This window comes from Pseudomonas nitroreducens TX1 (assembly GCF_000313755.1).
In the GTDB taxonomy this organism is placed as follows: Bacteria; Pseudomonadota; Gammaproteobacteria; order Pseudomonadales; family Pseudomonadaceae; genus Pseudomonas; species Pseudomonas nitroreducens_A.
In genome coordinates, this window is sequence record NZ_AMZB01000120.1 from 29,562 (window position 1) to 54,259 (window position 24,698).

General features: G+C 65.8%; 21 protein-coding genes and 1 riboswitch. Of the genes, 11 read left to right on the forward strand and 10 right to left on the reverse strand.

Annotated elements, in window-relative coordinates:
• Window positions 1-25: 25 nt before the first annotated feature.
• The gene (locus C167_RS0118215) at window positions 26-232 is read right to left on the reverse strand and encodes a hypothetical protein (RefSeq protein WP_017519727.1); all 207 of its coding nucleotides are present in this window, start codon (window positions 230-232) and stop codon (window positions 26-28) included.
• 262 nt (window positions 233-494) lie between these two features.
• On the opposite strand from C167_RS0118215, the gene C167_RS0118220 reads away from it, so the two are divergent.
• Window positions 495-773: a hypothetical protein gene (locus tag C167_RS0118220; RefSeq protein WP_017519728.1), complete on the forward strand. Its 279-nt coding sequence runs from the start codon at window positions 495-497 to the stop codon at window positions 771-773.
• 43 nt (window positions 774-816) lie between these two features.
• Here the strand turns inward: C167_RS0118220 and C167_RS0118225 are convergent, their stop codons facing one another.
• Window positions 817-1,977, reverse strand: coding sequence for a 1-acyl-sn-glycerol-3-phosphate acyltransferase (locus tag C167_RS0118225; protein ID WP_026079142.1), 1,161 nt, complete (start codon window positions 1,975-1,977; stop codon window positions 817-819).
• Window positions 1,978-2,116: 139 nt separating this feature from the next.
• Here C167_RS0118225 and C167_RS0118230 point away from each other — a divergent pair, with 139 nt between their 5' ends.
• From C167_RS0118230 to C167_RS0118240, 3 genes are read left to right on the forward strand one after another with little or no spacing between them, the layout of a single operon-like run.
• A complete protein-coding gene (locus C167_RS0118230) occupies window positions 2,117-2,299 on the forward strand; it encodes a CPXCG motif-containing cysteine-rich protein (RefSeq protein ID WP_017519730.1) in 183 nt (60 codons plus the stop codon).
• Entirely contained in the window at window positions 2,299-2,565 is a 267-nt protein-coding gene (locus C167_RS0118235; RefSeq protein WP_017519731.1) for a putative signal transducing protein, read from the forward strand. Before C167_RS0118230 ends, C167_RS0118235 begins: the two co-directional genes overlap by 1 nt.
• Window positions 2,566-2,584: 19 nt before the next feature.
• Window positions 2,585-3,196: an SOS response-associated peptidase gene (locus tag C167_RS0118240; protein WP_017519732.1), complete on the forward strand. Its 612-nt coding sequence runs from the start codon at window positions 2,585-2,587 to the stop codon at window positions 3,194-3,196.
• 294 nt (window positions 3,197-3,490) lie between these two features.
• Here the strand turns inward: C167_RS0118240 and C167_RS0118245 are convergent, their stop codons facing one another.
• A complete protein-coding gene (locus tag C167_RS0118245) occupies window positions 3,491-5,623 on the reverse strand; it encodes a methyl-accepting chemotaxis protein (protein WP_017519733.1) in 2,133 nt (710 codons plus the stop codon).
• A gap of 416 nt (window positions 5,624-6,039) precedes the next feature.
• Here C167_RS0118245 and C167_RS0118250 point away from each other — a divergent pair, with 416 nt between their 5' ends.
• Complete coding sequence (locus C167_RS0118250; protein WP_017519734.1) at window positions 6,040-6,861, forward strand: M48 family metallopeptidase; 822 nt, start codon at window positions 6,040-6,042, stop codon at window positions 6,859-6,861.
• Between the two features lie 78 nt (window positions 6,862-6,939).
• Complete coding sequence (locus tag C167_RS0118255) at window positions 6,940-7,923, forward strand: NAD-dependent epimerase/dehydratase family protein (RefSeq protein ID WP_017519735.1); 984 nt, start codon at window positions 6,940-6,942, stop codon at window positions 7,921-7,923.
• A gap of 148 nt (window positions 7,924-8,071) precedes the next feature.
• On the opposite strand, the gene C167_RS0118260 is transcribed toward C167_RS0118255, so the two are convergent.
• The 6 genes from C167_RS0118260 to C167_RS0118285 all read right to left on the reverse strand — a co-directional run bounded on the left by C167_RS0118260 (window position 8,072) and on the right by C167_RS0118285 (window position 13,809).
• On the reverse strand, window positions 8,072-8,515 hold the full coding sequence (locus C167_RS0118260) for a ketosteroid isomerase-related protein (protein ID WP_017519736.1): 444 nt from the start codon (window positions 8,513-8,515) through the stop codon (window positions 8,072-8,074).
• Window positions 8,516-8,615: 100 nt separating this feature from the next.
• The gene (locus tag C167_RS0118265) at window positions 8,616-9,197 is read right to left on the reverse strand and encodes a TMEM165/GDT1 family protein (protein ID WP_017519737.1); all 582 of its coding nucleotides are present in this window, start codon (window positions 9,195-9,197) and stop codon (window positions 8,616-8,618) included.
• Between the two features lie 6 nt (window positions 9,198-9,203).
• Window positions 9,204-9,406: riboswitch (yybP-ykoY riboswitch) on the reverse strand.
• A 44-nt stretch (window positions 9,407-9,450) separates the two neighbouring features.
• Window positions 9,451-10,908, reverse strand: coding sequence for an amino acid permease (locus C167_RS0118270; protein ID WP_017519738.1), 1,458 nt, complete (start codon window positions 10,906-10,908; stop codon window positions 9,451-9,453).
• A 119-nt stretch (window positions 10,909-11,027) separates the two neighbouring features.
• Window positions 11,028-12,029: a class I SAM-dependent methyltransferase gene (locus C167_RS0118275; protein WP_017519739.1), complete on the reverse strand. Its 1,002-nt coding sequence runs from the start codon at window positions 12,027-12,029 to the stop codon at window positions 11,028-11,030.
• A gap of 53 nt (window positions 12,030-12,082) precedes the next feature.
• Window positions 12,083-12,847, reverse strand: a complete 765-nt coding sequence (locus tag C167_RS0118280) for a DUF1835 domain-containing protein (RefSeq protein ID WP_017519740.1) — start codon at window positions 12,845-12,847, stop codon at window positions 12,083-12,085.
• Window positions 12,844-13,809, reverse strand: coding sequence for a 2-hydroxyacid dehydrogenase (locus C167_RS0118285; protein ID WP_017519741.1), 966 nt, complete (start codon window positions 13,807-13,809; stop codon window positions 12,844-12,846). The genes C167_RS0118280 and C167_RS0118285 overlap by 4 nt, the downstream gene beginning before the upstream one ends.
• A gap of 82 nt (window positions 13,810-13,891) precedes the next feature.
• Between C167_RS0118285 and C167_RS0118290 the strand changes: the two genes are divergently transcribed.
• Window positions 13,892-14,521: a LysE family translocator gene (locus C167_RS0118290; RefSeq protein WP_017519742.1), complete on the forward strand. Its 630-nt coding sequence runs from the start codon at window positions 13,892-13,894 to the stop codon at window positions 14,519-14,521.
• An 84-nt stretch (window positions 14,522-14,605) separates the two neighbouring features.
• Here C167_RS0118290 and C167_RS0118295 read toward each other — a convergent pair whose 3' ends face one another.
• Complete coding sequence (locus tag C167_RS0118295) at window positions 14,606-15,781, reverse strand: thiolase family protein (RefSeq protein ID WP_017519743.1); 1,176 nt, start codon at window positions 15,779-15,781, stop codon at window positions 14,606-14,608.
• A gap of 390 nt (window positions 15,782-16,171) precedes the next feature.
• Here C167_RS0118295 and C167_RS0118300 point away from each other — a divergent pair, with 390 nt between their 5' ends.
• The 4 genes from C167_RS0118300 (at window position 16,172) to C167_RS0118315 (ending at window position 24,463) form a co-directional block, all read left to right on the forward strand.
• Complete coding sequence (locus tag C167_RS0118300; protein WP_017519744.1) at window positions 16,172-17,854, forward strand: fatty acid--CoA ligase; 1,683 nt, start codon at window positions 16,172-16,174, stop codon at window positions 17,852-17,854.
• A gap of 206 nt (window positions 17,855-18,060) precedes the next feature.
• Window positions 18,061-19,983: a DUF1302 domain-containing protein gene (locus C167_RS0118305; protein ID WP_017519745.1), complete on the forward strand. Its 1,923-nt coding sequence runs from the start codon at window positions 18,061-18,063 to the stop codon at window positions 19,981-19,983.
• Between the two features lie 153 nt (window positions 19,984-20,136).
• Window positions 20,137-21,504 (forward strand): DUF1329 domain-containing protein, encoded by a 1,368-nt coding sequence (locus tag C167_RS0118310; protein ID WP_017519746.1) that lies wholly within the window; start codon window positions 20,137-20,139, stop codon window positions 21,502-21,504.
• A 232-nt stretch (window positions 21,505-21,736) separates the two neighbouring features.
• Window positions 21,737-24,463, forward strand: coding sequence for a LuxR C-terminal-related transcriptional regulator (locus C167_RS0118315; RefSeq protein WP_017519747.1), 2,727 nt, complete (start codon window positions 21,737-21,739; stop codon window positions 24,461-24,463).
• The last annotated feature ends 235 nt before the right edge of the window (window positions 24,464-24,698 follow it).

The following is a 24,698-nucleotide window of genomic DNA, read 5'->3' on the forward strand; positions in this document are numbered from 1 at the left end:
TTTAATGGGCGCTGAGTGGAGGCGATCAGGCGGCCTGGCGGTACGGGTCGACCTCGAACGAACGCATGCGCTCGTCGGTTTCCGGCAGGTCCAGGTGTTCGTGGCCGCAGGCCTGGGTGTAGACCAGCCAATGGTCGTCCTGGACGTTGAACGACAGTTCGACGACCACGGCTTCGATTTCTTCGAGGTGTTCGACCAGGTAGGCATTTTCGTGGGGGATGATATCGAGCATGGCGAATCTCCTTGGCGAAAGTCCGGGTTTGCAGAATTCGATGAAGCCAGCACCGTGCCAGGGCGCGGGAAAGGCCTTAGACCATTTCTCGATAATTCTTACGCTCGTCGTAAATAAGCGTTGCGCGCTGGCTGCGAGGGCGACCCAGCGGATAAAATGCGCGTCGATTATTTCTCATCCATGACGGGCCATGCCCGTTCGTCCAGACTGACCCCGCTTTGCTTCGAAGTCGTTGGCGTGCAGTTCTGAAGCGGAGGTTGTGATGTCGCTGCAGGCGCTCTGGAGTCTGTTCCAGGCCCATCCCGGTCGTATCGTGAACGACCTGGCCCTGTTCTTCGCCCTGGCCGGAGGCTGGCTGCTGCTGGCGACACGGCGCCGCGAGCGCCTGGCCCTCGCGCGCCTGGCCGCCGAGAGCGAGGTCGCGCCGGTGCCGCTGGACAGCCTTGAGCCGACCGCGCGGATGAACCGCTTCTTCTACCGTTTCGGCTTCGCCTGCATGGCGCTGGCCGTGACGGTAAGCTGGTACAGCACCCAGCTCTGAGCCAGGACGGAAAATCGAAAAAGGCGCCCGAGGGCGCCTTTTTTCATGCCGGCTGCTTGAGCCGGTACTGGTTCAGCACCGGGTTGGCGTACTGCAGGATCAGGTGGCCGCGCTGCTCGCTGGGGCATTCGCCCAGGCGGCGCTCCCATTCGGTGCGTGCGCGCTGCAGTTCCTCGGCCTTGAACAGGGTCTCGGCGCGCGGCACGTTCAGTGCGGCGTCGCGCAGGTCGGAGGCCTCGTACGCGAGGTAGTGCACCGGGAACAACCGGTAATTGCCGAGGATCTGCCGGTCCAGCTCGGCGGCGAGCTGCTTGGCATCGGCGAAGTCGCCGGTGATCTCCTCGCCAAAGTTGATGTGCACACGGCCCTTGTAGCCGGTGATGCCCTGGACGATGCTGCGATCGTCCTCGCCCGGTGCCTTCCTGTACTCGCCGGTGGTCGCGCGGGTGAACAGCTCGCGGGCCTTGGCGGCATCGCAGGGGTCGTATTCGTAGCTGATGGACACCGGGATCAGGTGCAGTTGGCGGATCACCTCGGCGAAAGGCTCGTCCTTGCGGCTCATGTGGAACATCTTGAGGATCGCCGAATCCGTGCGGTCGTCACCGTCCTTGGCCCGTCCTTCGGCCTGGGCGATCCAGATCGATTGGCCGTCCTGGCAGATCGAATGATTGATATAGGCCGAGAGGTTCTGGTACGCCGCCAGCTTCTCGCGGCGGCCGCTGATCGAGCGGTGCACGATGAAGCTCTTGTTCAGGCGCATCAGGTCGCTGACGAAGGGCTTCTGCAGCAGGTTGTCGCCGATGGCGATGCGCGGCGTCGGCAGCTTGGCGTGGTAGATCGCGTAGTTGCAGAAGGCCGGGTCCATCACGATGTCGCGGTGGTTGGCGATGAACAGGTACGCGCGGCCGGATTGCAGGCGCTCGACGCCTGAATAGGTGACGCCGTCTGTGGCGTGCTCGATGGTCCGGTCGACGTAGGGCTCGAATTTGTCCTGCAGCGCGACGACGCTGCGGATGCCGGTGACCTCGCGGGCCAGCCGATGGGCTATAAGAGGTCTGAGCAGCCAGCCGAACGGACCGGACAGACGCGGAAAACGGTAACGCGCCAGCGCGCCGAGGAAGGCGTCGTCGCTCAGCAGGCGCTGCAGGACAGCCGGCACTTCGGTGTCGTTGTACGGTCGGATGGCTTCGAACTCGCCCATCATGCTCTCTATTGAATTCCAGGGGTATCACGGGACGGGCCGCGAAATAGACGGCCCGGACGGGTATGCCGCCGGCTCGCCGGCCGGGCGGGCACCCAAAAAGACCGCGCGATTATAAACGGAAGTCACGGGGGAACCAGCGATGCTCGAAAGTCAGGCCTATTCCTGTCCCTATTGCGGAGAGCCGGCCGAGGCCGTGCTCGACCTCTCCGGAGGCGACCAGAGCTACTATGAAGATTGCCCGGTGTGTTGCCGGCCGATCCTGTTCCAGCTCCACACCGATGGGGTGGAATGGTCCCTGGAAGTCCAGCGCGAGGACGATTGATGCAGCGAATCTACTCACCTGCCGACCTGATCGAGGCCGAACTGCTGGGCGGCATGCTGGCCAACGAGGGCATTTCGTCGCACCTGGGCGGGCGCCACCTGGTCGGCGGCATCGGCGAGCTGCCGGGCATGGGCCTGCTGCACTTGTGGGTGGAGGACGAGGTGGCGGAGCAGGCGCGCGAACTGATCGCCGCGTACAATGCCGCGCAACCCCTGCCGGGCTGTGCCGACGATCATGAAGGCGGTCCCGGCGTCCTGCTTTGCTGATGTCGCTTATCGAGTTCCCATGACGAGCCGCTACGCCCTGTTCCGCTGGAACCGCGAGCTTGCCGAAAACGCCGGCTTCCCCGCCGACCTGCAGCCGCAGTGGAATGTCGCGCCTGGCGCCCGTGTGCTGGTGCTGCGCGAGGAGAACGGAGCGCGCCATGCCGACCTCGCCCGCTGGGGCCTGACGCCGGCCTGGCTCAAGGACCTGTCGCGCACACCGGCCCACGCCCGTGCCGAAACCATCGCCGAACAGCCGATGTTCCGCGACGCCTTCGCCCAGCGCCGCTGCCTGCTGCCGGCCAACGGCTTCTACGAGTGGGGCGGTGTGCGCAAGCGGCCGCACTGGGTTTCCGGTGGCGGGCTGATCTGCTTTGCGGGGGTGTGGGAGGCATATCCGGTGGAAGGCCACATTTATTACAGCGTGGCGATGCTCACCCAGGCGGCGGGCGACCTGCGCCGGCCCTTGATCCTCGATGCGGCCGAGCAGGCGCAGTGGCTCTCGCAAGAGACGCCAACGGCGCGCTTGCTGGAGCTGCTGCAGTTGCCCCAGGCACGCCTGCGCGAGCAGGCGTTGGCGAACTTCATCAATGATCCGACCTGCAACGGGCCGGAGTGCCTGACGCCGGCGTGAAATCTGCCTGACGCTCCGAGCCTGGGTTTGCCCTCTCCCTAACCCTCTCCCTGAAGGGAGAGGGGATCGTTCGGCGCAGGATGAAACCCTGGCGTCAGCCGGCTGGAATGCTCCCTCTCCTTTTCAGGGCGAGTGGGATAGAACGGTGCCGGATGATCCCGAGTCTTCAGCCGGCACGTACAGCCCCCTCTCCCTTCAGGGAGAGGGCGGGGGAGAGGGAACCTCCTGCTGCTGGGGGAAGGTTCGCGAGCAAGCTCGCTCCTACAGGGGCAAGAGGCATCCTGCCGTTGTTGCTTACACCTTGAACTGATTCACCAGCCTGCGCTGCTGCTCGGCCAGCTTGGTCAGCTCGGCGCTGGCCTGGGAGGCCTCGTCGGCGCCGCCGGCCACCTGGTTGGCGACCATGCCGATGTTAGTGACGTTGCGGTTGATGTCCTCGGCCACCGCGCTCTGTTCCTCGGCTGCACTGGCGATCTGAGTGTTCATGTCGTTGATCACCGACACCGCCTGGGTGATCGACTCCAGCGCCTGGGCCGCTTCGCCGGCATGACGCACGCTGTCCTCGGTCTTGTCCTGGCTCTGCTGCATCACCTGCACCACCTCGCGGGTACCGTTCTGCAACTGTTGGATCATCGACTGGATTTCCTGGGTGGCCTGTTGGGTCTTCTGCGCCAGGTTGCGCACTTCGTCGGCGACCACCGCGAAGCCGCGGCCCTGCTCGCCAGCGCGGGCGGCTTCGATGGCGGCGTTGAGCGCCAGCAGGTTGGTCTGCTCGGCGATGCCGCGGATGGCCACCAGAATCGCATTGATGTTCTCGCTGTCACGGGCCAGCGACTGCACCACGCCCACGGCGCGGCCGATCTCGCTGGCCAGCGCCTGGATCGCCGCCGAGCTGCTTTCGACGATGCGCTTGCCGTGGTGCGCGGCCTGGTCGGCATGGTTGGCTGCCTCGGCCGCGTGGGTGGCGTTGCGCGCCACGTCCTGGGCGGTAGCGGTCATCTCGTGGACGGCGGTGGCCACCAGCTCGATCTCCGCCAGCTGCTTCTGCACACCCTGGTTGGTGCGGATGGCGATGTCGGCGGTGTGCTCGGAGGAATCGCTGACATGCTGTACCGAGGTCACTACCTGGCCGATCATGCCCTGCAGCTTGCCGAGGAAGGTGTTGAAGCCCTTGGCGATGGAGCCCAGTTCGTCGGCGCGGTCGGTGGAGAGGCGGCGGGTCAGGTCGCCTTCGCCCTGGGCGATGTCGTCGAGCATGCCGACCAGTTGGCGCAGCGGACGCGCGATGCCGTGGCCGACCAGCCAGATCACGGCGAGGCCGATGGCGGCGATCAGCAGGCCCACCAGGGTCATGCCCAGGGTGTCGCTGTCGCGCTGGGTTTTCAGGTCGCTCTGCAGCTGGTTCAGGTCACCCAGCACGGCTTCCTGTGGCAGTTGCAGCATGAGCGTCCAGCGCGCGCCGGAGTCGGCGATGGTGAAGGGCAGGAACAGCTCGATATGGCCGTGCTCCTTGTCCACCGACGTCAGTGGCTGGTCGAGGGTCAGCTTGGCCAGGTTGGCCACCTCATTGGTGTCGAGCACGCTGCTCGCCGCTTCGCCGAGCTTGGCCGGGTCCTTGGTGTAGGCGACCAGGCGGCCGTTGGTGGAGATCAGCGCCATCTCGCCGGCGCCGTCGTAGAGCTGGCTGTCGGCGGTCTTGAGCAGGTCCTGGATAAAGTCCAGCGACAGGTCCACGCCGACGGTGCCCTTGAATTGGCCCTTGACCATGATCGGCGCGTTGAACGAGGACATCAGCACCATCTTGCCTGCCATCTCGTAGGGGGCCGGGTCGATGATGCAGGGCTGGTGCTTCTCTTTCGGGCACAGGTAGTACTCGCCTTCGCGCACGCCGGTGGGCTGCATCTTCTGGCTTTCCAGGGTGTCGCCCATGGCTTCCACGGTCAGGCCGCCGTCCTTGCGGTACCACCAGGGCATGAATCGCCCGCTGGCGTCGTAGCCTGGCAGGCCCGAGTACTGGCTGTCGTTCCCGGCGAAGGCGTTGGGTTCCCAGCCGGCGAAGGCGTCGAGCAGCTTGGGGTTCTGCGCCACGGTCTGGCGCAGCAGGTTGGACATTCCGGCGCGGCCGATGCCCAGCAGCGGCTGGCCATTGGCGTCGGTCTCATCCAGCAGGGCGTTGGTGTTGGCCAGGTCGCGGGCAACCGTGAGGGGGTATTCCAGTTCGCGCTGGATCTGCGCGACCTGGCCACGAGCCAGGGCCACCAGGCGTTCGTTGATGACCTGTTCAAGCAGCGCCTGGGTGCGCTCCTGCACCAGCGCCTGAGTGCGCGATCCGGCGAAAAGGGCGTAAAGCACCAGCGCCGCGACCACTGTCAGAACGCTGGCACCGGCCAGCGCCACCACGGAAAACTGGATCGACTTGAATTTCATACGGGTACCCGGAATGCGCCAGAGGTCTGCGTGTCTATCTGTATCGGCAGGTCCAGGTGTTTTCCTTAGGGGGCCGTTGTAATGGGTTGTAACGCGACCGTTCGCCGTCTGTCGCAGGATTGTCGGCGCTGGCCGGGAGGTCTAGCATGTGATGTCAAAATGAAATTATCTGGCCGCGATGAGCATCCGATACCGGTACTTGGATAGGGGTGGAGGGTGTCATCTGCGCTTATCTCGCAGGGGGAAACACCTCCATCGAGTCCGCCACGACGAGCGATCCATGGCTCCATCCGCCGAGCCGGTCCGGTTTCCTAAGTCACTGCTGTGCCGGCTGTTTTCTGCCAGTTGCCGGGCATCGGGGGTGGGCCTACCATGCGCGCTGTCCGTGGGAGATTGCATTGTTTCGGGAGAGCAACATGCCCAGAGTTTTCCGTATCGCCGGCCTGGCCGCCGCGCTGATGCTGACCGCCTGCCAGCAGGTGAACACCACCAGCGGTGGCGTCGTCGGCGTCGAGCGCAAACAGACCATGTTCAGCATGCTGTCCAGCGCACAGGTCGACCAGATGTACGCGCAGTCCTACCAGCAGACCCTCGGCGAGGCCTCCAAGGCCGGCAAGCTGGATGCCAGCAGCAGCGACGCCAAGCGCGTGAAGGCCATTGCCGCGCGGCTGATTCCGCAGACCGGCGCCTTCCGCTCCGACGCGCCGTCCTGGCAATGGGAAGTCAATGTGATCAAGAGCGACGAGCTCAACGCCAACTGCGGTCCGGGCGGCAAGATCATCGTCTACACCGGGCTGATCGATCAGCTCAAACTCACTGACGATGAGCTGGCCGCGGTGATGGGCCACGAGATCGCCCACGCCCTGCGTGAGCACGGCCGCGAGGCCATGTCCCGAGCCTATGCCGAGCAGATGGGCCTGGGCATCGGTGGCGCCTTGCTGGGGTTGGGGCAGAACAGCGTGGACCTGGCCCATCAGGTGGTCGAGTACAGCCTGACCCTGCCCAACAGCCGGCAGAACGAGAACGAGGCTGACCTGATAGGCCTGGAATTGGCGGCGCGAGCCGGCTATAACCCCAACGCCGCGATGACCCTCTGGCAGAAAATGGGCCAGGCATCGAGCGGCGATGCACCGCCGGAAATCCTCAGCACGCACCCGGCGGACAGCACGCGGATGGCCAACCTGCAGGCCGCCATCCCCAAGGTCATGCCGCTCTACGAGCAGGCCAAGACCCGTTAAGCAGTGGTTCGTGATTCTCTCGAACGGCCAAGGGTGGCGTAAGGTTGCGCTGCCCGATCCAGTGAACAGGGAGCACCCGTGAAAATCGCTGTACTTGGAGCCACCGGGCTCCTGGGCCACCATGCCGCCCGCGCGATCAAGGCGGCCGGCCACCAGTTGGTGCTGATCCACCGACCCTCGTCGCAGATCCAGCGCCTGGCCTACCTGGAGCCAGAGTGCCGGGTGGCCGAGCTTTTCGACCACCAGGGCATGGCCCGTGCACTCAGTGGGCTGGACGCAGTGATCTTCAGCGCCGGTTACTATCCGGTGCGCCCGCGTCGCTGGCAGGAGGAGGTCGCCAGCGCGCTGGACTTGACCAACCATTTCTACGCCGCCTGCCTGCAGGCGAAAGTGCCGCGCATCCTCTACGTCGGCTCGGCCTTCGCCATGCCCTCGCATCCGCAAGGGCTGCCGGGGCACGAGGGGCTGTTCTATGAAGGGCTGCCCACCGGCAAGAGTGCCTACGTCATGTGCAAATGGGCGCTGGACGAGCAGGCTCGCGAGCAGGCCCGCGGCGGCCTGCCGGTGGTCATCGGGATTCCCGGCATGGTCCTGGGCGAGCTGGACATCGGCCCGACTACCGGGCGCCTGATCACCGCCATCGGCCGCGACGAGATGCTGCATTACGTACCAGGCCGGCGGAACGTCATCGATGCTTCTGAGGCCGGGCGCGGTCTGTTGACGGCGCTCGAGCGCGGCCGGGTGGGGGAGCGTTACCTGCTCACCGGGCATAACATCGAGATGGGCGCGTTGACCGCGACCATCGCCAAGCTACTGGGTAAGCCCGCGCCGACCCCGATGCCGTTGCACCGTGCCCGCGCGCTGGCGACACTGGGCCGCTGGCGCTATCGCCTGACCGGCAAGATGCCGTTGCTGGACGACACCGCCATCGAAGTCATGGCTGGCGGGCAGTTCCTCGACGGTCGCAAGGCACGGGAGGAACTGGGTTTCGAGTCCCATGTGCCGCTGGAGGACACGCTGGAGCGGGCCATTTCCTGGTTCCACGCCAACGATTACCTCTGAGCCAAGGCTAGGGGCCCTTTAGGAGCGAGCTTGCTCGCGAACTGCACAACCCCGAGCGGTGCCTGTTCGCGAGCACGCTCGCTCCTACAAGAGCAGCATTGGTAACGAGGAACAAAAAAGCCCGGCTCATGGCCGGGTTTTTTCATTGTCAGGGCAGTGCCTTCTCGGCGAAGGGCCGATTGGGCAGCCCCATCTGCGCGCGGAAGCTCTCCATGTCGAACAGCGTGCACAACTCCTGCACCTGATCTTGGCTGTTGAACACCCAGAAGCCCATGGCCGAGATGCTGACGATGCGGTCGCTGACCGGATACCCCAGCACTGGGCGGGCGATGCTGCCCATCAGGGTGCTCCAGGTGAAGACCTTGTTGCCCTCGCGGATGCATTCTTCCACTGCCACTTCCAGGTCCTCCATGCCACTGCGGATTTCCTCCACCAGCGTCCGGTAGCCGGCATTGTCCAGCGGCTGTGCGGTGAAGGCACTCTTGTAGATGAAGTCCGGGCTGTGCAACTGCTCCACCAGCGCCAGGTGCCCCTTGTTCCAGGCGAGGTCGATGTGGTGGCGGGCGATTCGCTTCAGGTCTTTTTCCGGCATGGCGACGTCCTTTGTCGTGGAAGGCTCAGGCGCCACTGTGTATCGCGGGCGATACACAGGCATTGGCCGGCGCGCCGGCCTCCTCGCGAAAAGCTGTCGGTCAGAACACCCCGGAGAGCTTCAGCGCATGGTAGATCGCGGCCAGGCCGAGGATGGCGAAGGCGGCGGCGGCCAGGCGACGGATCAGGTTCAGCGGCAGGCGCTCGGCGGCGAAGTTGCCTGCCAGTACCACCGGCACGTTGGCGATCAGCATGCCCAGGGTGGTGCCGATGACCACCAGCCAGAAATGCGGGTACTGCGCGGCCAGCATCACGGTGGCGACCTGGGTCTTGTCGCCCATCTCGGCGAGGAAGAAGGCAATCAGCGTGGTGAGGAAGGGGCCGAACTTCTTCAGCGAGCCTTCTTCGTCGTCGTCCAGTTTGTCCGGAACCAGCGTCCAGCCGGCGACTGCCAGGAAGCACACGGCCAGTACCCAGCTCAGCGTGCTTTCCGAGAAGAACGAGGCGACCCAGCTGCCCACGGCGCCGGCGGCGAAATGGTTGGCCAGAGTGGCGGCGATTATCCCGGCGATGATCGGCCAGGGCTTGCGGAAACGCGCGGCGAGAACGAGCGCGAGCAGTTGCGTCTTGTCGCCGATTTCCGCGAGGGCAACGATCAGGGTGGGGACGAAGAGGGATTCCATCAGGCTTCCTAAGGGGCGGGTCGACTAATCACCATGACACGCGCCACCTGCCCGCCCCGGGTCAGGTTGCTCGTGTCATAGGTCTTGTCAAACCCCGGCCTGAACGCTGCAGGCCTGGATCGTACGCGCCATGGTCTGTGGACCAAGTGTGTTGACGCGTACCGGGCGAGCAGGGCGCTCGCGGGAGACTACTCCCCTAGGACGGGGCGCATTCTGCCCAAGTCGCAGGACTTGGGCAAGCCTGCGCGGCAGTTCAATCGCGGGCGGGGCGGATGTCCATGTCCTCGTAGCGGATGAAGCGGGTGCCGTTCTTGAAGCGGTAGCCCAGCCAGATCGCCAGGAACAGCGGGATGGTGATGTAGGTGGCAACGAGGCCGGCCCAGTCCACGTGCTCGCCGACGAAGGCCTGGTAGTTCTGCCCCAGGGTGATGACCAGGCAGAGGCAGAAGGCGAACAGCGGGCCGAAGGGGAACCACTTGGCGCGGTAGGGCAGGTCATTGAGATTGCCGCCCTGCAGCACGAAGCCTTTGCGGAAGCGGTAGTGCGACACGGCGATACCCAGCCAGACGATGAAGCCGCACATGCCCGAGGCGTTGAGCAGCCAGGTGTAGACGGTCTTGTCGCCGATGAAGCTGGTAAGGAAGCACAGCGCGCCGATCAGCGTGGTGGCGTAGAGCGCATAGCGCGGCACGCCGCTTTCGGACACCTGGGTGAACAGGCGCGGCGCCTTGCCCTGGGTGGCCATGGTGTAGAGCATCCGGGTCGAGGCGTACATGCCCGAGTTGCCGGCCGAGAGAATCGCCGAGAGGATCACCGCGTTCATTACGCCGGCAGCGGCAGCCAGGCCCGCGCGCTCGAACAGCAGGGTGAAGGGCGAGGTGCTGATGTCGGTGCTGTCGGTCTTGAGCAGATTCGGATCGGTGTAGGGGATCAGCATGCCGATGACGAAGATCGACAGGATGTAGAACATCAGGATTCGCCAGAACACCTGGCGGATGGCGATGGGAATGGATTTTTGCGGGTTCTCCGATTCGCCCGCGGCGACGCCGATCAGCTCGGTGCCCTGGAAGGAGAAGCCGGCGATCATCGCCACCCCGATCATCGCCTGCAGGCCGCCGACGAAGGGCGCATCCCCTGTGGTGAAGTTGCTGAAGCCGGGGCTGTCGACGCCGTGCATGATGCCGATGATGCTGGCCAGGCCAATGCCGATGAAGACTACCACGGCCACCACCTTGATCAGCGCGAACCAGAATTCGCTCTCGCCAAAACCCTTCACCGAGAAGTAGTTGAGCATGAACATGATGCCCAGGAACACCACGCTCCAGTAGATGCCGGGCACGTCGGGGAACCAGAACTTCATCACCAACTGCGCGGCCACCAATTCGGCGGCGATGGTCACCGCCCAGTTGTACCAGTAGTTCCAGCCCATGGCGAAACCGAAGCCATCGTCGATGAAACGGCTGCCATAGGTACAGAAAGAGCCGGAATCGGGAATGTACGCCGCCAGCTCGCCGAGGCTGGTCATGAGGAAGAACACCATCAGGCCGATCAGCGCATAGGCCAGCAGCGCGCCGCCAGGGCCGGCGGTGGCGATGGTGCTGCCGGAGGCGACGAACAGACCGGTGCCGATGGAACCGCCGATGGCGATCATGTTCAGGTGGCGCGGCTTGAGGGAGCGCTTGAGATGATGCGGCTTCTCCTTTGGCCCCATGGCGAAAGTCAGTTCGACGTCATCTCTAATTCTTCGGTTCACAGGTGTCCTCGATAGTTCAGGGCGAGCGGCGATGCGCCGATCCAGTGGGCTGCGTGGAGTGTAGTGCGAGCCTTGGATCAGCGCCGGGCGCTGTAGATACGGAAGCCGTCGGCCTCGGCCAGGGTGCGGCAGGGACCCAGGTGCTGTTCGATCAGCGGCGGGTATTTCAGGAAGCTGTTGGCCACCAGGCGCAGTTCGCCGCCGCTGGCCAGATGCCGGGCCGACTGGCGCAGCAGGTGCTCCGTGGCGGCGTAGCTGGTGTGCACGCCCTGGTGGAAGGGCGGGTTGCTGACGATGGCGGCGAGATCCTGCGGCGCGGCATCGATGCCGTCGCCGGCGATCACTTCGCCGTCCAGGCCGTTGGCGGCGAGGGTCAGGCGGCTGCTCTCGATGGCGAAGGCGTCGACATCCAGCAGGGTCAGGCGGCTTTGTGGATAACGTCGCTTGAGCGTGGCGCCGAGCACCCCGGCGCCGCAGCCGAAGTCCAGTACGTGGCCGGCTGGCAGCTGGTCCAGGTGCTCCAGCAGCAGCGCGCTGCCGCGGTCCAGGCGGCCATGGCTGAATACGCCGGGAAGGGTAACGACCTGCAGCGGGCCGTCGGCCAATGGCAGCTCGTAGCGTTGCGCGAGGGCATGCAGGTCAGGCGCTGCCGGTGCGCCGTCGATGCGCGTGTGCCACAGCTGGCAGTGGCGGGCGCTGTCCAGTTTGCTGGCGCGGCCGAATTCACCGAGCTGCTTGCTGGCGCGTTCGACGCCGGCGCGCTTTTCGCCGACCAGGTACAGCTCGCCGTCCGGCACGCAGCTGGCCAGCGCGGCGAGCAGGTAATCGGCCAGCTCGCGGGACTTGGGCAGGAACAGCACGGCGGCATCGAACCGGCCCGCGGGAGGCGTGGCGCCGAAGTGGCAGCGGCCGGGATAACGACCTTCCAACTGCCGGGCTTCGCCGGCGTGCCAGCTCCAGCCCTGGGCTTGCGGCAGATCGCCGAGCAGGGCGTCGGCGGGCAGGCCGGCGAGCAGGACGCGGCCCTGGAAGCGCTCGATCTGGCGCAGCAGCACTTCACTGGTAGGGGCGTTGGACATGCGGCCTCCTGGCAAAAAAGGGCGCGAGTTTAGCAGGGCTGCCGCGGCAGAGCCTAGGCGAGCCGCACCTCGGAGTTCGTCCAGAAGTCGTCGCCACGCAGCTCCAGCGCGCCGGCCGCGACCTGTTCGCGCAGGCGCCAGGCGGCCAGCAGGTCGCTGACGAACAGCCCGTCGACGTACGCCATGGTCGGGCCGATCAACGATTGCACCGGGCGCCAGGCCTCGCTGGCGCTGTCCAGCAGGATACGGTCGATGTGGGCGTAGCCGGCCCCGCTCAGCTGGCCATCCAGCCACAGGCGCAGCTCGGCGTTTTCCGCCAGGGCGCGCTGCCAGTCCGCGGCCAGATGCTGGCGCTCTGAGGCGTCCAGTTCGTGGCTGGCGGCCAGGGCGTTGGCCAGTTCGACGGGTTTGAGCATGGCGATGGCGTGGCGGTCTTCGCTGCGGCATTGGCCGCTGCCGGCACCGACGCTGCGCAGGCTGACGCTGGCGGGCAGCAACGCACAGACGCGGCGTAGCAGCAACTGCTCGCTGGCACTGTCGCCGTGCCAGAGCGTGACGGAGGCGGCGTCCGGGCTGCGCAGCCAGGTCGCGTCGCTGGCCAGTTCGCTGGCGATCGCCCGCTCCTGCAGGACTTCGCCGCCCAGCTTGTGCCAGAACGCAGCGCGCTGCTGGCAGGGCGGGACGTCTACCTCGTTCAGAGGGCCGACCGCGAGGTCGTCCGGCAACACGCGGATCTTCTTCTCGGTCAGCACCCCTGCCTCGGCCGCCCGGCGCAGGGCATCGGCGGCGCCGTCGCCGCAGACCAGATGCAGGCTCATGCCGCCACCACCCGGCGCGGCTCGCCGGCGAAGAAGCTGGCGGCGTTCTCGCTCAACTGACCGACGATGCGCTGCCGGGCCTCGCGGCTGCCCCAGGCGCTGTGCGGGGTGAGGATGAAACGCGGGATGTCGCCAGCCAGCAACGGGTTGCCGTCCCTGGGTGGCTCCACGCTGAGCACGTCGAAGGCAGCACCGCCCAGATGGCCCCGGCGCAGGGTGTCGGCCAGCGCCTGCTCGTCCACCAGGCCGCCGCGGGCGGTGTTGATCAGGAAGGCGCCAGGCTTCATCAGGTCCAGTTCACGCTGGCCGATCAGGTTGCGCGTGGCATCGGTGAGCGGGCAATGCAGGGTGAGGGCGTCGACCTGCGGCAGCAGCTCGTCCAGCGCCAGGCGGTCGGTGCGCGGCGGGCGGCCGGGCAGGGCGCCGAGCAGCACGCGCATGCCGAAGGCTTCGGCGAGCTTCGCCACTGCGCCGCCCAGCTCTCCGTGGCCGAGCAGACCGAGGGTCTTGCCTTCCAGTTCGATGATGGGGAAGTCCAGCAGGCAGAATTGCGGCGCCTGCTGCCAGCGCCCGGCGCGCACCGCTGCCTGGTAGTCGGGCAGTCGGGTGGCCAGGGCGAGCAGCAACATCAGGGTGTGTTGGGCCACCGACGGGGTGCCATAGCCCTGGCAGTTGCTGACCGTCACGCCGTGACGGCGGGCGGCGACGAGGTCGATGTTGTTGGTACCGGTGGCGGCGACCAGGATCAGTTTCAGTTCCGGGCAGCGCTCCAGCACGGCGGCGTCGATGCGCACCTTGTTGCTGATGGCCACCTGGGCGCCTTCGAGCCGCTCGGCCACCTGCTCCGCATCGCTGCGCCCGTGCAGGACCAGTTCGCCGAACTCTGCGCGCAGCGGCGCGAGGTCGAGGTCGCCGAGGTCGAGGGAGGCGTGGTCGAGGAAGACGGCGCGGGGGCTGTTCATGTGCAGCGGTACCTTTTGCGGTGAATCGGTCTGACGTAAGGTGGTCAGCCTAACCGTTTTTCGATGGGTCTGCGGAGGCGCGATGTACTGGACGGAATTTCTCACCGTGGCATTCATCCACCTGCTGGCGGTGGCCAGCCCCGGTCCGGACTTCGCCGTGGTGGTGCGCGAGAGCGTGACCCACGGTCGGCGCGCCGGCACCTGGACGGCGCTGGGCGTGGGCAGTGCGATCTTCCTGCACGTGACCTACTCGCTGCTGGGCATCGGCCTGATCGTGTCGCAGTCCATCGTGCTGTTCAACGCGCTGAAGTGGCTGGCGGCGGCCTACCTGCTGTACATCGGCTTCAAGGCTCTGCGGGCGCGTCCTGCCGAGCCGGCAGCGGCTCAGTCCCTCGCCGCGCCCGTCGCTCGCACTGCGCGGGGCGCCTATGTCGCCGGCTTCGTCACCAATGGCCTGAACCCCAAGGCCACGCTGTTCTTCCTCTCGCTGTTTACCGTGGTGATCAACCCGCACACGCCGCTGGCGGTGCAGGCCGGTTATGGCGTGTACCTGGCCTGCGCCACGGCCACCTGGTTCTGCCTGGTGGCGCTTTTGTTCAGCCAGCAGCGCGTGCGCGCCGGCTTTGCGCGCATGGGCCATTGGTTCGACCGGATGATGGGCGTGGTGCTGGTGGGGCTGGGGATCAAGCTGGCCTTCACCGAGCTGCGCTGAGCCTGGCCTCGCTCCTGCAGGAATGCTTGGTTCCGAATGAAAAAGGGGCGCCCGAGGCGCCCCTTTTTCATGCCTGACGACGTATCAGACCAGCTCGATCGCCACCGCGGTGGCTTCGCCGCCGCCGATGCACAGCGAGGCCACGCCGCGCTTGCCGCCCTTTTTCTGCAGGGCGTTGATCAGGGTGACGATGATCCGCGAGCCAGTGGAGCCGACCGGGTGGCCCTGGGCGCAGGCGCCGCCGTAGACGTTGACCTTGGCGTGATCCAGGCCGTGTTCGCGCATGGCGAGCATGGTGACCATGGCGAAGGCTTCGTTGATCTCGAACAGGTCGACGTCGTCCTTGCTCCAGCCGGCCTTCTTGAACAGGTTGGTCATGGCGCCGATCGGGGCCAGGGTGAACTCGGCCGGGTCCTGGCTCTGGGTGGCGTGGGCGACGATCTTCGCCAGCGGCTTCAGGCCCCGGCGCGCGGCTTCTTCAGCGGTCATCAGGACCAGCGCGGAGGCACCGTCGGAGATGGAACTGGCGTTGGCTGCGGTGATGGTGCCGTCCTTGCGGAAGGCCGGGCGCAGGCCGGGAATCTTGTCCAGGTTGGCGGTGAGCGGCTGCTCGTCGTCCTTCACCACGGTCTCGCCCTTGCGGGTGGTGACGGTCACCGGGACGATTTCCGAAGCCAGCGAGCCGTCCTCGATGGCGGCCTGGGCGCGCTTGAGCGACTCGATGGCATAGGCGTCCATCTCTTCGCGGGTGACCTTGTACTGGTCGGCGGTTTCCTGGGCGAAGGAGCCCATCAGGCGACCGGTGCGGGCGTCTTCCAGGCCGTCGAGGAACATGTGGTCCTTGATCTCGCCATGGCCCATGCGCAGGCCGGTGCGGGCTTTCTCGATCACGTAGGGGGCATTGGACATGCTTTCCATGCCGCCGGCGACCATCACGCTGTTGGTGCCCGCCTTGAGCAGGTCGTGGGCCAGCATCACGGCCTTCATGCCCGAGCCGCAGAGCTTGTTGATGGTGGTGCAGCCAGTGGCGGCGGGCAGGCCGGCGTTGAGTGCCGCCTGGCGGGCCGGGCCCTGTTTCAGGCCGGCGGGCAGCACGTTGCCCATGATCACTTCCTGCACGTCCTCGGGCTGGATGCCGGCACGGGAAATGGCTTCGCGGATGGCGATGGCGCCCAGGTCGACGGCGGAAACGCCGGACAGGCTGCCCTGGAAGCCGCCCATGGGAGTGCGGGCGCCGCTGACGATGACGATCTCGGACATGACTAACCTCTTCGCTCTTGTTGTGGGACTCCCCGTAGGACCGGCTGCGCGTCGGCATAACTGCGTTGGAAGCAGGCTCGGAAGCCGCTTGCGGCTAACGCGCTTCAGCGCGGCCCCGCAGGGGCGAGCGAAGCGAGTCATGCTCATTTACTAGATGTAAACTCCGCTCCCTCGCCTGCTTCCGCCTTGTTCTGCTCTAGCTCGCAGGCCCTACACGGACTCCGGGTAAAGGTACCGGCCGTGAACGACCGGGCGCCAGGATTCTACCGCGTGACCGGATGCGGCCATAGAGTCATCGGCAAATCACTCTTTTGACTGATGAATGGACACACCGGGCCCTCTAGAGTCGGTCTCATCCTGATGAGATCCCGCCTTGAGAGTGCGTACGCCATGCTGAAGACCCGCGTCATCCCCGCTGCACAGAACGCCTACCAGTACCCGCTGTTGATCAAGAGCCTGCTGTTGTCGGGCAGCCGTTACGAGAAAGGCAGGGAAATCGTCTACCGCGACACCGTGCGTTACACCTATGCCACCTTCAACGAGCGCGTCGCACGCCTGGCCAACGTGCTGACCGAGGCCGGCGTAAAGGCGGGTGACACCGTGGCGGTGATGGACTGGGACAGCCACCGTTACCTGGAATGCATGTTCGCCATCCCGATGATCGGCGCGGTGCTGCACACCATCAACATCCGCCTCTCGCCGGAACAGATCCTCTACACCATGAACCACGCCGAGGACCGCTTCGTGCTGGTCAACAGCGAGTTCGCCGCGCTCTACCAGGGCATCGCCGGGCAATTGACCACGGTGGAAAAGACCCTGCTGATCACCGACGGCGCCGACAAGACCTGCGCGCTGGCCGACTGCGTCGGCGAGTACGAGACCCTGCTGGCCGCCGCCAGCCCGCGCTACGCCTTCCCCGATTTCGACGAGAATTCGGTGGCGACCACCTTCTACACCACCGGCACCACCGGTAACCCCAAGGGTGTGTACTTCACCCATCGTCAGCTCGTGCTGCACACCCTGGCGATGGCCTCGACCATCGGCAGCCTGGACAGCATCCGCCTGATGGGCACCAATGACGTCTACATGCCGATCACCCCCATGTTCCACGTCCACGCCTGGGGCGTGCCCTACGTGGCGACCATGCTGGGCGTGAAGCAGGTGTATCCGGGCCGGTACGAGCCGGAACTGCTGTGCAAGCTGATCCGCGAGGAGAAGGTGACCTTCTCCCACTGCGTGCCGACCATCCTGCAGATGATGCTCAACGCAGCTGGCGCCAAGGATCACGACTTCGGCGGGCTGAAGATCATCATTGGCGGCAGCGCCCTCAACCACGCGCTTTACGACGCCGCCAAGGCCCGAGGCATCCAGCTCACGGCGGCCTATGGCATGTCCGAGACCTGCCCGCTGATTTCCTGTGGCTACCTCAACCAGGAACTCTGCGCCGGCAGCGAGGATGAGCGCACCACCTACCGCATCAAGGCCGGCGTGCCGGTGCCGCTGGTGGAGGCGGCGATCATGGACGAGCACGGCCAGTTCCACCCGGCGGACGGCGAGTCCCAGGGCGAACTGGTGCTGCGCGCGCCCTGGCTGACCCAGGGCTACTTCCGCGAGCCGGAGAAGGGCGAGGAGCTGTGGGCGGGTGGCTGGATGCACACCGGCGACGTGGCGACTCTCGATGGCATGGGCTTCATCGATATCCGCGACCGCATCAAGGACGTGATCAAGACCGGTGGCGAATGGCTGTCCTCCCTGGAGCTGGAGGACCTCATCAGCCGTCACCCGGCGGTGCGCGAGGTGGCGGTGGTCGGCGTGCCCGACCCACAGTGGGGCGAGCGTCCGTTCGCCCTGCTGGTGCTGCGCGACGGCCAGGCGCTGGACGCCAAGGCGCTGCGCGAACACCTCAAGCCTTTCGTCGAGCAGGGCCACATCAACAAGTGGGCGATTCCCTCGCAGATCGCCGTTGTTACTGAAGTTCCCAAGACCAGTGTCGGCAAGCTCGACAAGAAGCGCATCCGGGTAGACATCGCCCAATGGCAGGAGGCAGGTAGCGCCTTCCTCTCCACGGTGTGACCGACGACCGGCAAGTCACGGTTTTCGGGCGCCGTGCCAAGCAAGCGCTTGGCACGGCGCAGCCCAGTGATCACGCCGCCTCGGGCCTGCGCAAGCGTCTAGTCAGGGCCTTTGTAAGTGAAATCACACTTTCGAGCGATCAAGCACCGTAGGACGCTGGCTATAGTCGCCACTACTCATAACAAAAAACACATGGAGTAGCGTCGATGAAAACCATGCAACATATCTGGCGCCTGGCGCGGTTGCCGCTGGCAGTCAGCCTGGCATCCACGCTGGCGACGCCGGCATCCGCCGTCAGCTTCAACATCGGGGAAATCGAAGGTTCGTTCGACTCGACGCTGTCCGTGGGGGCCAGCTGGTCGACGCAGAATCCGAACAGCAACCTCATCGGCATCAACAACGGCGGCAAGGGGCTGTCCCAGACCTCCGACGACGGCCACCTGAACTACAAGGCCGGCAAGACCTTCTCGAAGATCTTCAAGGGCATCCATGACCTCGAGCTGAAATACCAGGACACCGGCGTCTTCCTGCGCGGCAAGTACTGGTACGACTTCGAGCAGAAGGACGAGAACACCGAATTCAAGCCGCTGTCCGACCACAACCGCAAGGAAGCCGCCCAGGCCTCCGGCGCGCAGCTGCTCGACGCCTTCATCTACCACAACTACGCCATCGGCGAACTGCCCGGCACCGTGCGCCTGGGCAAACAGGTGGTGAACTGGGGCGAGAGCACCTTCATCCAGAACGGCATCAGCGTGATCAACCCGTTCGACGTCACCGCCTTCCGCCGCCCGGGTTCCGAGATCAAGGAAGCCCTGGTGCCGGTGAACATGTTCTACCTCTCGCAGAACCTTACCGAGAACCTCTCTGCCGAAGGCTTCTACCAGCTGGAGTGGGATCAGACCGCGGTCGACAACTGCGGCACCTTCTTCTCCCAGCCGGACGTGGTGGCGGATGGTTGTACCCAGAACCTGGCAGTGCTGACCAACAACGCCGCTTCGATCCGCACCCTGAACGGCCTGCTCGGCCCGAACCTGGCGGTGACTCCGTCGCCTTGGAACGAAGGCCTGGTGGTCCGGCGCGGTCCGGACCGTGACGCCCGCGACAGCGGCCAGTATGGCTTCTCCCTGAAGTACTTCGCCGACAGCCTGAACACCGAGTTCGGCGGCTACTACATGAACTACCACAGCCGCCTGCCGATCTTCTCCGGCCGTGGCGCCGACGCCTCCAAGGTCACCCAGATCAACCAGCTGATCACCAACATCGCGGCGATCAGCCCGTCCCTGGCAGCCCAGGCCGGCGCGGCGGCGATGGCGGGCAACTCCAGCTACTTCATCGAGTACCCCGAAGACATCCGCCTGTACGGCCTGAGCTTCTCCACCACGCTGCCTACCGGCACCGCCTGGCAGGGCGAGATCAGCTACCGGCCGAACGCACCGGTGCAGCTGAACACCACCGACATCCTGTATTCCGGCCTGGACCCGGTGTCCATCGGCGGCAACCACGTCTACGACAATGCCTCCGTGCTGACCGGCACCGCCGGCCAGGACCTGCACGGCTACCGCCGCAAGGAAGTCACCCAGCTGCAGACCACCTTCACCCACTTCTTCGACCAGGTCATGGGCGCCGAGCGTCTGACCCTGGTGGGCGAAGTCGGCTGGACCCACGTCGGCGGCCTGGAAAGCCAGAACAAGGCGCGCTACGGCCGTGACCCGGTGTTCGGCCCCGGCCCGCTGAACGGTAGCCTCAACGGCCGTCCGACCTGCGAAGCGCTCAACGTCTCCACCCTGGGCACCGCCAACGCCAACAACGTCAGCCGCAACTGCGAAAGCGAAGGCTTCACCACCGCTGATTCCTGGGGCTACCGCGCCCGTGCGATCTGGGACTACAACGACGTGTTCGCCGGCGTGAACCTCAAGCCCAACGTGGCCTGGTCCCACGACGTGGACGGCTACTCCCCCGGCCCCGGTGGCAACTTCGAGGAAGGCCGCAAGGCGGTCAGCCTGGGTATCGACGCCGACTACCTGAACACCTACACCGCTAGCCTGGCCTACACCAACTACTTCGACGGCAAGTACTCCACCGTCGACGATCGTGACTTCGTCAGCCTGAGCTTCGGTGTGACCTTCTAAGCCGGCCGTTCAACCGGCAAGCGGCCCGCCCTCGCGGCGGGCCATCCGGGCGGCCGGGTGACCCGCCGCCCCGGGCAGCAGACAAGACCCGCGATGCGCTGTTGGAAAGGCGGCCATCGCGGTGGGCAAAGACTCAACGAGGACGATAAACGCATGAGAACAACAAAGATCCTGCTGCACACGGGCGCCCTGGCGCTCAGCCTCATCGCTTCCCAGGTGATGGCGGCCGTCTCTGCCGATGAAGCGGCCAAGCTCGGCACCACCCTGACCCCGATGGGCGCGGAAAAGGCCGGCAACGCCGATGGCTCGATTCCGGCCTGGACTGGTGGCCTGGCCAAGAACGCCGGCACCGCCGACAGCAAGGGCTTCCTCAGCGATCCGTTCGCCAGCGAGAAGCCGCTGTTCACCATCACCGCGCAGAACATGGACCAGTACAAGGACAAGCTGACTCCTGGCCAGCAGGCCATGTTCAAGCGCTACCCCGACACCTACAAGATGCCGGTGTACCCGTCGCACCGTACCGCCACCGTGCCGGCGAACGTGCTCGAGGCGACCAAGAAGAACGCCACCAGTACCAAGCTGCTGCAGGGCGGCAACGGCCTGGAGAACTTCCAGGTGGCCAACCCCTTCCCGATTCCGAAGGACGGCCTGGAAGTCATCTGGAACCACATCACCCGCTATCGCGGCGGCCACGTGCGCCGTCTGGTGACCCAGGCCACTCCGCAGGTCAACGGCTCCTACTCGCTGGTGTACTTCCAGGACGAATTCGTCTTCCGCACCGACCTGAAGGACTACGACGCCAGCAAGCCGAGCAACGTGCTGTTCTACTTCAAGCAACGTGTGACCGCGCCGGCACGCCTGGCCGGTAACGTGCTGCTGGTGCACGAGACCCTCGACCAGGTGAAGGAGCCGCGCCTGGCCTGGCTCTACAACGCCGGCCAGCGCCGCGTTCGCCGCGCCCCGCAGGTTTCCTATGACGGCCCGGGTACCGCCGCCGACGGCCTGCGTACCTCCGACAACCTGGACATGTACAACGGCGCGCCGGACCGCTACGACTGGAAACTGGTGGGCAAGCAGGAACTGTACATCCCGTACAACAACTACAAGATGGACGATCCGAAGCTGAAGTATTCGGACATCATCAAGGCTGGCCACCTGAACCAGGACCTGTCGCGCTACGAGCTGCACCGCGTGTGGCACGTGACCGCCACCCTGAAACCGGGCGAGCGCCACATCTATGCCAAGCGTGACTTCTACATCGACGAAGACACCTGGCAGGCCGTGGCCATCGACCACTACGACGGTCGTGGCACCCTGTGGCGCGTGGCCGAGGCGTTCAACCAGTTCTACTACAACTACCAGGTACCGTGGTACACCGCGGAAACCCTGTATGACCTGCTGTCCGGTCGTTACCTGGTGCTGGGCCTGAAGAACGAGGAGAAATCCGCCTACGACTTCAACTACAGCGCCTCGGAAAGCGACTTCACCCCGGCAGCGCTTCGCCAGGAAGGCGTGCGCTGATCCCCCGATCCCCACGGGTGGTTCCGCGGTGAGAAAAGACCGGCCTTCGGGCCGGTTTTTTTATGGCTCGTCATCTGCCGGATGAATGGAGGACGGAATGTTGGATGCCTTCCGGTCATCTTGTGGGCAAAGGTAACAAAATCGGCTTCTATTCCCGTTCGCGAGCGGCTAGGCTCGGTCGACAGTGCGACCTTCGTTGACCGCTACAAGAGCTAGAGCAATAGCCAGGCCGATGACCGACTTCTCGACTCTGCCAAGTCTGACCCCTGTACCGCCCGGTGTGGCCGGCAACCGCTTCTTCCGGCCGCCGCTGCCACATGGCCACGTCGCGCGTTCGCGCCTGTGCCAGCGCATGGCTGCAGGGCTGGAGGGACGGCTGATCCTGGTATCCGCGCCGGCCGGGTTCGGCAAGAGTTCCCTGGCCATCGAATTCTGCCAGACGCTGGAAGAGCAATGGCGCAGCCTGTGGCTGGGGCTCAGTGCCAGGGACAGCGACCCCGGGCGCTTCCTCGAGCGCCTGCTCGAAGGCTTGCGCCTGCATTTCCCCACCCTCGGTGATGAAGCCCTGGCCCTGCTGAAGATGCGCCAGCGCCACCAGCCGTTCGCCTTCGAAGCCTGGCTCGACGACCTGCTTGATGAACTGGTGGACAGCCTCTGCGTCGACCGCCCGCTGCTACTGGTGCTGGACGACTATCACCTGGCCCAAGGGGCGGTGCTCGACCGCTGCCTGCAGTTCCTCCTCAATCACCAGCCCGCCGGCCTGGTCGTGCTGGTCACCAGCCGCCAGCGCCCGGACTGGCACCTGGCGCGCCTGCGCCTGTCGCGCCAGTTGCTGGAATTCACCGAGCAGGACCTGCGCCTGACCGTCGAGGAGACGGCGCAACTGGTCTGCGCCACCGGCGCCCAACTCGACGACAACGCCCTCGACAACCTGGTCGAGCGCAGCGAAGGCTGGATCGCCGGGCTGCGCCTGTGGCTGCTGGCCCATGGCGACGAACTGGCGGCCAATGTGCCTGATCTTTCGGTGCACGGCGCCGAAGAGCTGATCCGCGACTATCTGTTGGAAGAGGTGATCGACAAGCAGTCGCCGGAGGTGCAGATATTCCTGGCCCAGACAGCACGCTTCGAACGCTTCTCCGCCGAGCTGTGCGATGCCCTGCGGGACTCCCATGACAGCGCCTCGATCCTGCGTCATCTGCAGCAGCACCAGGTATTCCTCGTGCCGCTGGACGAACAGGGCCAGTGGTTCCGTTATCACCACCTGTTCTCCGACCTGCTGCTGGCCCGCCCGCTGCCCGGGTCCGGGCCCTCGGCTGCGGCGCTGCACCTGCGCGCGTGCCGCTGGTTCAGCGCCCAGGGTTTGTTCGATGACGCCGTGGAGCAGGCCCTGCGCGCCGGCCATCCGGAAGTCGCCGCGAGCCTGGTGCAGAGCCTGTCCGAAGAGCAATTGCTGGCCGAGCAGAACGTCGCCACGCTGCTGCGCTGGAAGATGGACTTGCCCGACAGCCTGCTGGCCAGCACGCCGCGCCTGATCGTGCTGTACAGCTGGGCGCTGGCGCTGGCCTGTCAGTTGGATGCGGCCGAGGAACTGGGCGCGCAGCTGTCGCGCTTCCTGCCCGCCGCGGATGACACCACCCAGCGCGACCTGCTCGCGCAATGGCAGGCCCTGGCGGGCGTGATCGCCCGTGGTCGTGGCGAGATCGAAGCGGCCGAGCGGCACTGCGAGGAGGCCTTGCAGGGCCTCGGTCCGGAGCGCTTCGGCCCGCGCCTGCTGTGCCTGTCGACCCTGAGCAATATCTCCATCGTGCGCGATGACCTGTGGCGTGCACGGGGGCTGAACAGAGAGGCGCTGGAACTGGCGCAACGCTTCGGCAATCCGCTGTTCGAGGCCATGGTGCATTACGACCGAGCCCGCGTGCTGCAGGCGCGTGGCGAGGTGCTGCGCGCCGAGGACGAAGTGCGTCAGGGACTGGCGCGGTTGGCCGGCCTGTCCTCGCAGCGTCGCTATGCGGTGCGCGGCCGGCTGATGCTTTACCAGGGCTACCTGCGCAGCTTGGCGCTGCAGCCGGACGAGGCGCGCAAATGCCTCAAGGCCGGCATCGAGGAGGCTCGCGCCTGCCGCGATATCAGCCTGGTGATCGGCTTCTGCGTGCTGGCCAGCCTGGAAGGGCGGCTGGGCAACTACACCCGCGCCTTCGCCTACCTCGCCGAGGTCGAGCGGATGATGCACGTGTGGGACGTGCCGCCGGTCTATTACCTGTCGGCCATTACCCTGATCAAGTGCGAACTCTGGCTCGGTCAGGGCCAGGTCGAACTGGCCACGGCCTGGCTGGAGCGTCTGCGCGACACCTACACCGGCGACGAGCCGGCCACCCCGCCGGAGTGTTCGCCACAGTTGCCGCGCAACGTGGAGATGCTGCAGTCGCAGCTGGAGCGCCGCGAGGGTCGCATGGCCGACGCCGAGGCGCGGCTGCGCGCCGTGGCCAGCGGCGCCCTGCAAGGCGGTGCGCAGTTGCAGGCACGTTTCGCCCAAGGCCAGCTGGTTGCCCTGCTGCTGCAGGACGGCCGTGAACGCGAGGCTTCCTTCGAGCTGGGCGAATGCCTGAATGGATTGGCGGTCGGCCTGCTGATCCCGTTGCATGAAGTCCTGCTGCAACATCCGGACTGGCTGCGCGAGCAACTGGCCGTGCGGGCGTCTTCGCCGGCCATCGAGGCCTTGCGCGAACGACTGCCGGCTGCGCCGGAGCGCGGCATGGCGCTCCCCGATTGCCTGAGCGGCCGTGAGCTGGCGGTCCTGGAACTGATCGCCCAGGGCTGCTCCAACCAGGAAATCAGCGAACGCCTGTTCATCTCCCTGCACACGGTGAAAAGCCACGCCCGCCACATCAACGACAAGCTCGGCGTCGAACGCCGCACCCAGGCGGTGGCGCGGGCAAAGGAAATGGGGCTGTTGCGCTAGGGCGCTGGCCGAGCCTTCCGACGTCAACGGCAGGTGAAGGAGCCCCTCTCCCTAGCCCTCTCCCGCAAGCGGGAGAGGGGACCGTTCGGAGCAGGATGAAACCACGCCATCAGCCGGCACGGACGGCTCCCTCTCCCTTCAGGGAGAGGGTTGGGGAGAGGGAAGAACCCCGAGCACTGACTCGCAAAAGAAGACAGTTGCTCCTACCTAGTTTGGGATTTCTCAGCAAGGGCTC

What these genes read in the sequence shown, in the direction of transcription:
- C167_RS0118215 (WP_017519727.1), bottom strand. Translation starts at nt 232, where the DNA reads ATGCTCGATATCATCCCCCACGAAAATGCCTACCTGGTCGAACACCTC.
- C167_RS0118220 (WP_017519728.1), top strand. Translation starts at nt 495, where the DNA reads ATGTCGCTGCAGGCGCTCTGGAGTCTGTTCCAGGCCCATCCCGGTCGT.
- C167_RS0118225 (WP_026079142.1), bottom strand. Translation starts at nt 1,977, where the DNA reads ATGATGGGCGAGTTCGAAGCCATCCGACCGTACAACGACACCGAAGTG.
- C167_RS0118230 (WP_017519730.1), top strand. Translation starts at nt 2,117, where the DNA reads ATGCTCGAAAGTCAGGCCTATTCCTGTCCCTATTGCGGAGAGCCGGCC.
- C167_RS0118235 (WP_017519731.1), top strand. Translation starts at nt 2,299, where the DNA reads ATGCAGCGAATCTACTCACCTGCCGACCTGATCGAGGCCGAACTGCTG.
- C167_RS0118240 (WP_017519732.1), top strand. Translation starts at nt 2,585, where the DNA reads ATGACGAGCCGCTACGCCCTGTTCCGCTGGAACCGCGAGCTTGCCGAA.
- C167_RS0118245 (WP_017519733.1), bottom strand. Translation starts at nt 5,623, where the DNA reads ATGAAATTCAAGTCGATCCAGTTTTCCGTGGTGGCGCTGGCCGGTGCC.
- C167_RS0118250 (WP_017519734.1), top strand. Translation starts at nt 6,040, where the DNA reads ATGCCCAGAGTTTTCCGTATCGCCGGCCTGGCCGCCGCGCTGATGCTG.
- C167_RS0118260 (WP_017519736.1), bottom strand. Translation starts at nt 8,515, where the DNA reads ATGCCGGAAAAAGACCTGAAGCGAATCGCCCGCCACCACATCGACCTC.
- C167_RS0118265 (WP_017519737.1), bottom strand. Translation starts at nt 9,197, where the DNA reads ATGGAATCCCTCTTCGTCCCCACCCTGATCGTTGCCCTCGCGGAAATC.
- C167_RS0118270 (WP_017519738.1), bottom strand. Translation starts at nt 10,908, where the DNA reads ATGGGGCCAAAGGAGAAGCCGCATCATCTCAAGCGCTCCCTCAAGCCG.
- C167_RS0118275 (WP_017519739.1), bottom strand. Translation starts at nt 12,029, where the DNA reads ATGTCCAACGCCCCTACCAGTGAAGTGCTGCTGCGCCAGATCGAGCGC.
- C167_RS0118280 (WP_017519740.1), bottom strand. Translation starts at nt 12,847, where the DNA reads ATGAGCCTGCATCTGGTCTGCGGCGACGGCGCCGCCGATGCCCTGCGC.
- C167_RS0118285 (WP_017519741.1), bottom strand. Translation starts at nt 13,809, where the DNA reads ATGAACAGCCCCCGCGCCGTCTTCCTCGACCACGCCTCCCTCGACCTC.
- C167_RS0118290 (WP_017519742.1), top strand. Translation starts at nt 13,892, where the DNA reads ATGTACTGGACGGAATTTCTCACCGTGGCATTCATCCACCTGCTGGCG.
- C167_RS0118295 (WP_017519743.1), bottom strand. Translation starts at nt 15,781, where the DNA reads ATGTCCGAGATCGTCATCGTCAGCGGCGCCCGCACTCCCATGGGCGGC.
- C167_RS0118300 (WP_017519744.1), top strand. Translation starts at nt 16,172, where the DNA reads ATGCTGAAGACCCGCGTCATCCCCGCTGCACAGAACGCCTACCAGTAC.
- C167_RS0118305 (WP_017519745.1), top strand. Translation starts at nt 18,061, where the DNA reads ATGAAAACCATGCAACATATCTGGCGCCTGGCGCGGTTGCCGCTGGCA.
- C167_RS0118310 (WP_017519746.1), top strand. Translation starts at nt 20,137, where the DNA reads ATGAGAACAACAAAGATCCTGCTGCACACGGGCGCCCTGGCGCTCAGC.
- C167_RS0118315 (WP_017519747.1), top strand. Translation starts at nt 21,737, where the DNA reads ATGACCGACTTCTCGACTCTGCCAAGTCTGACCCCTGTACCGCCCGGT.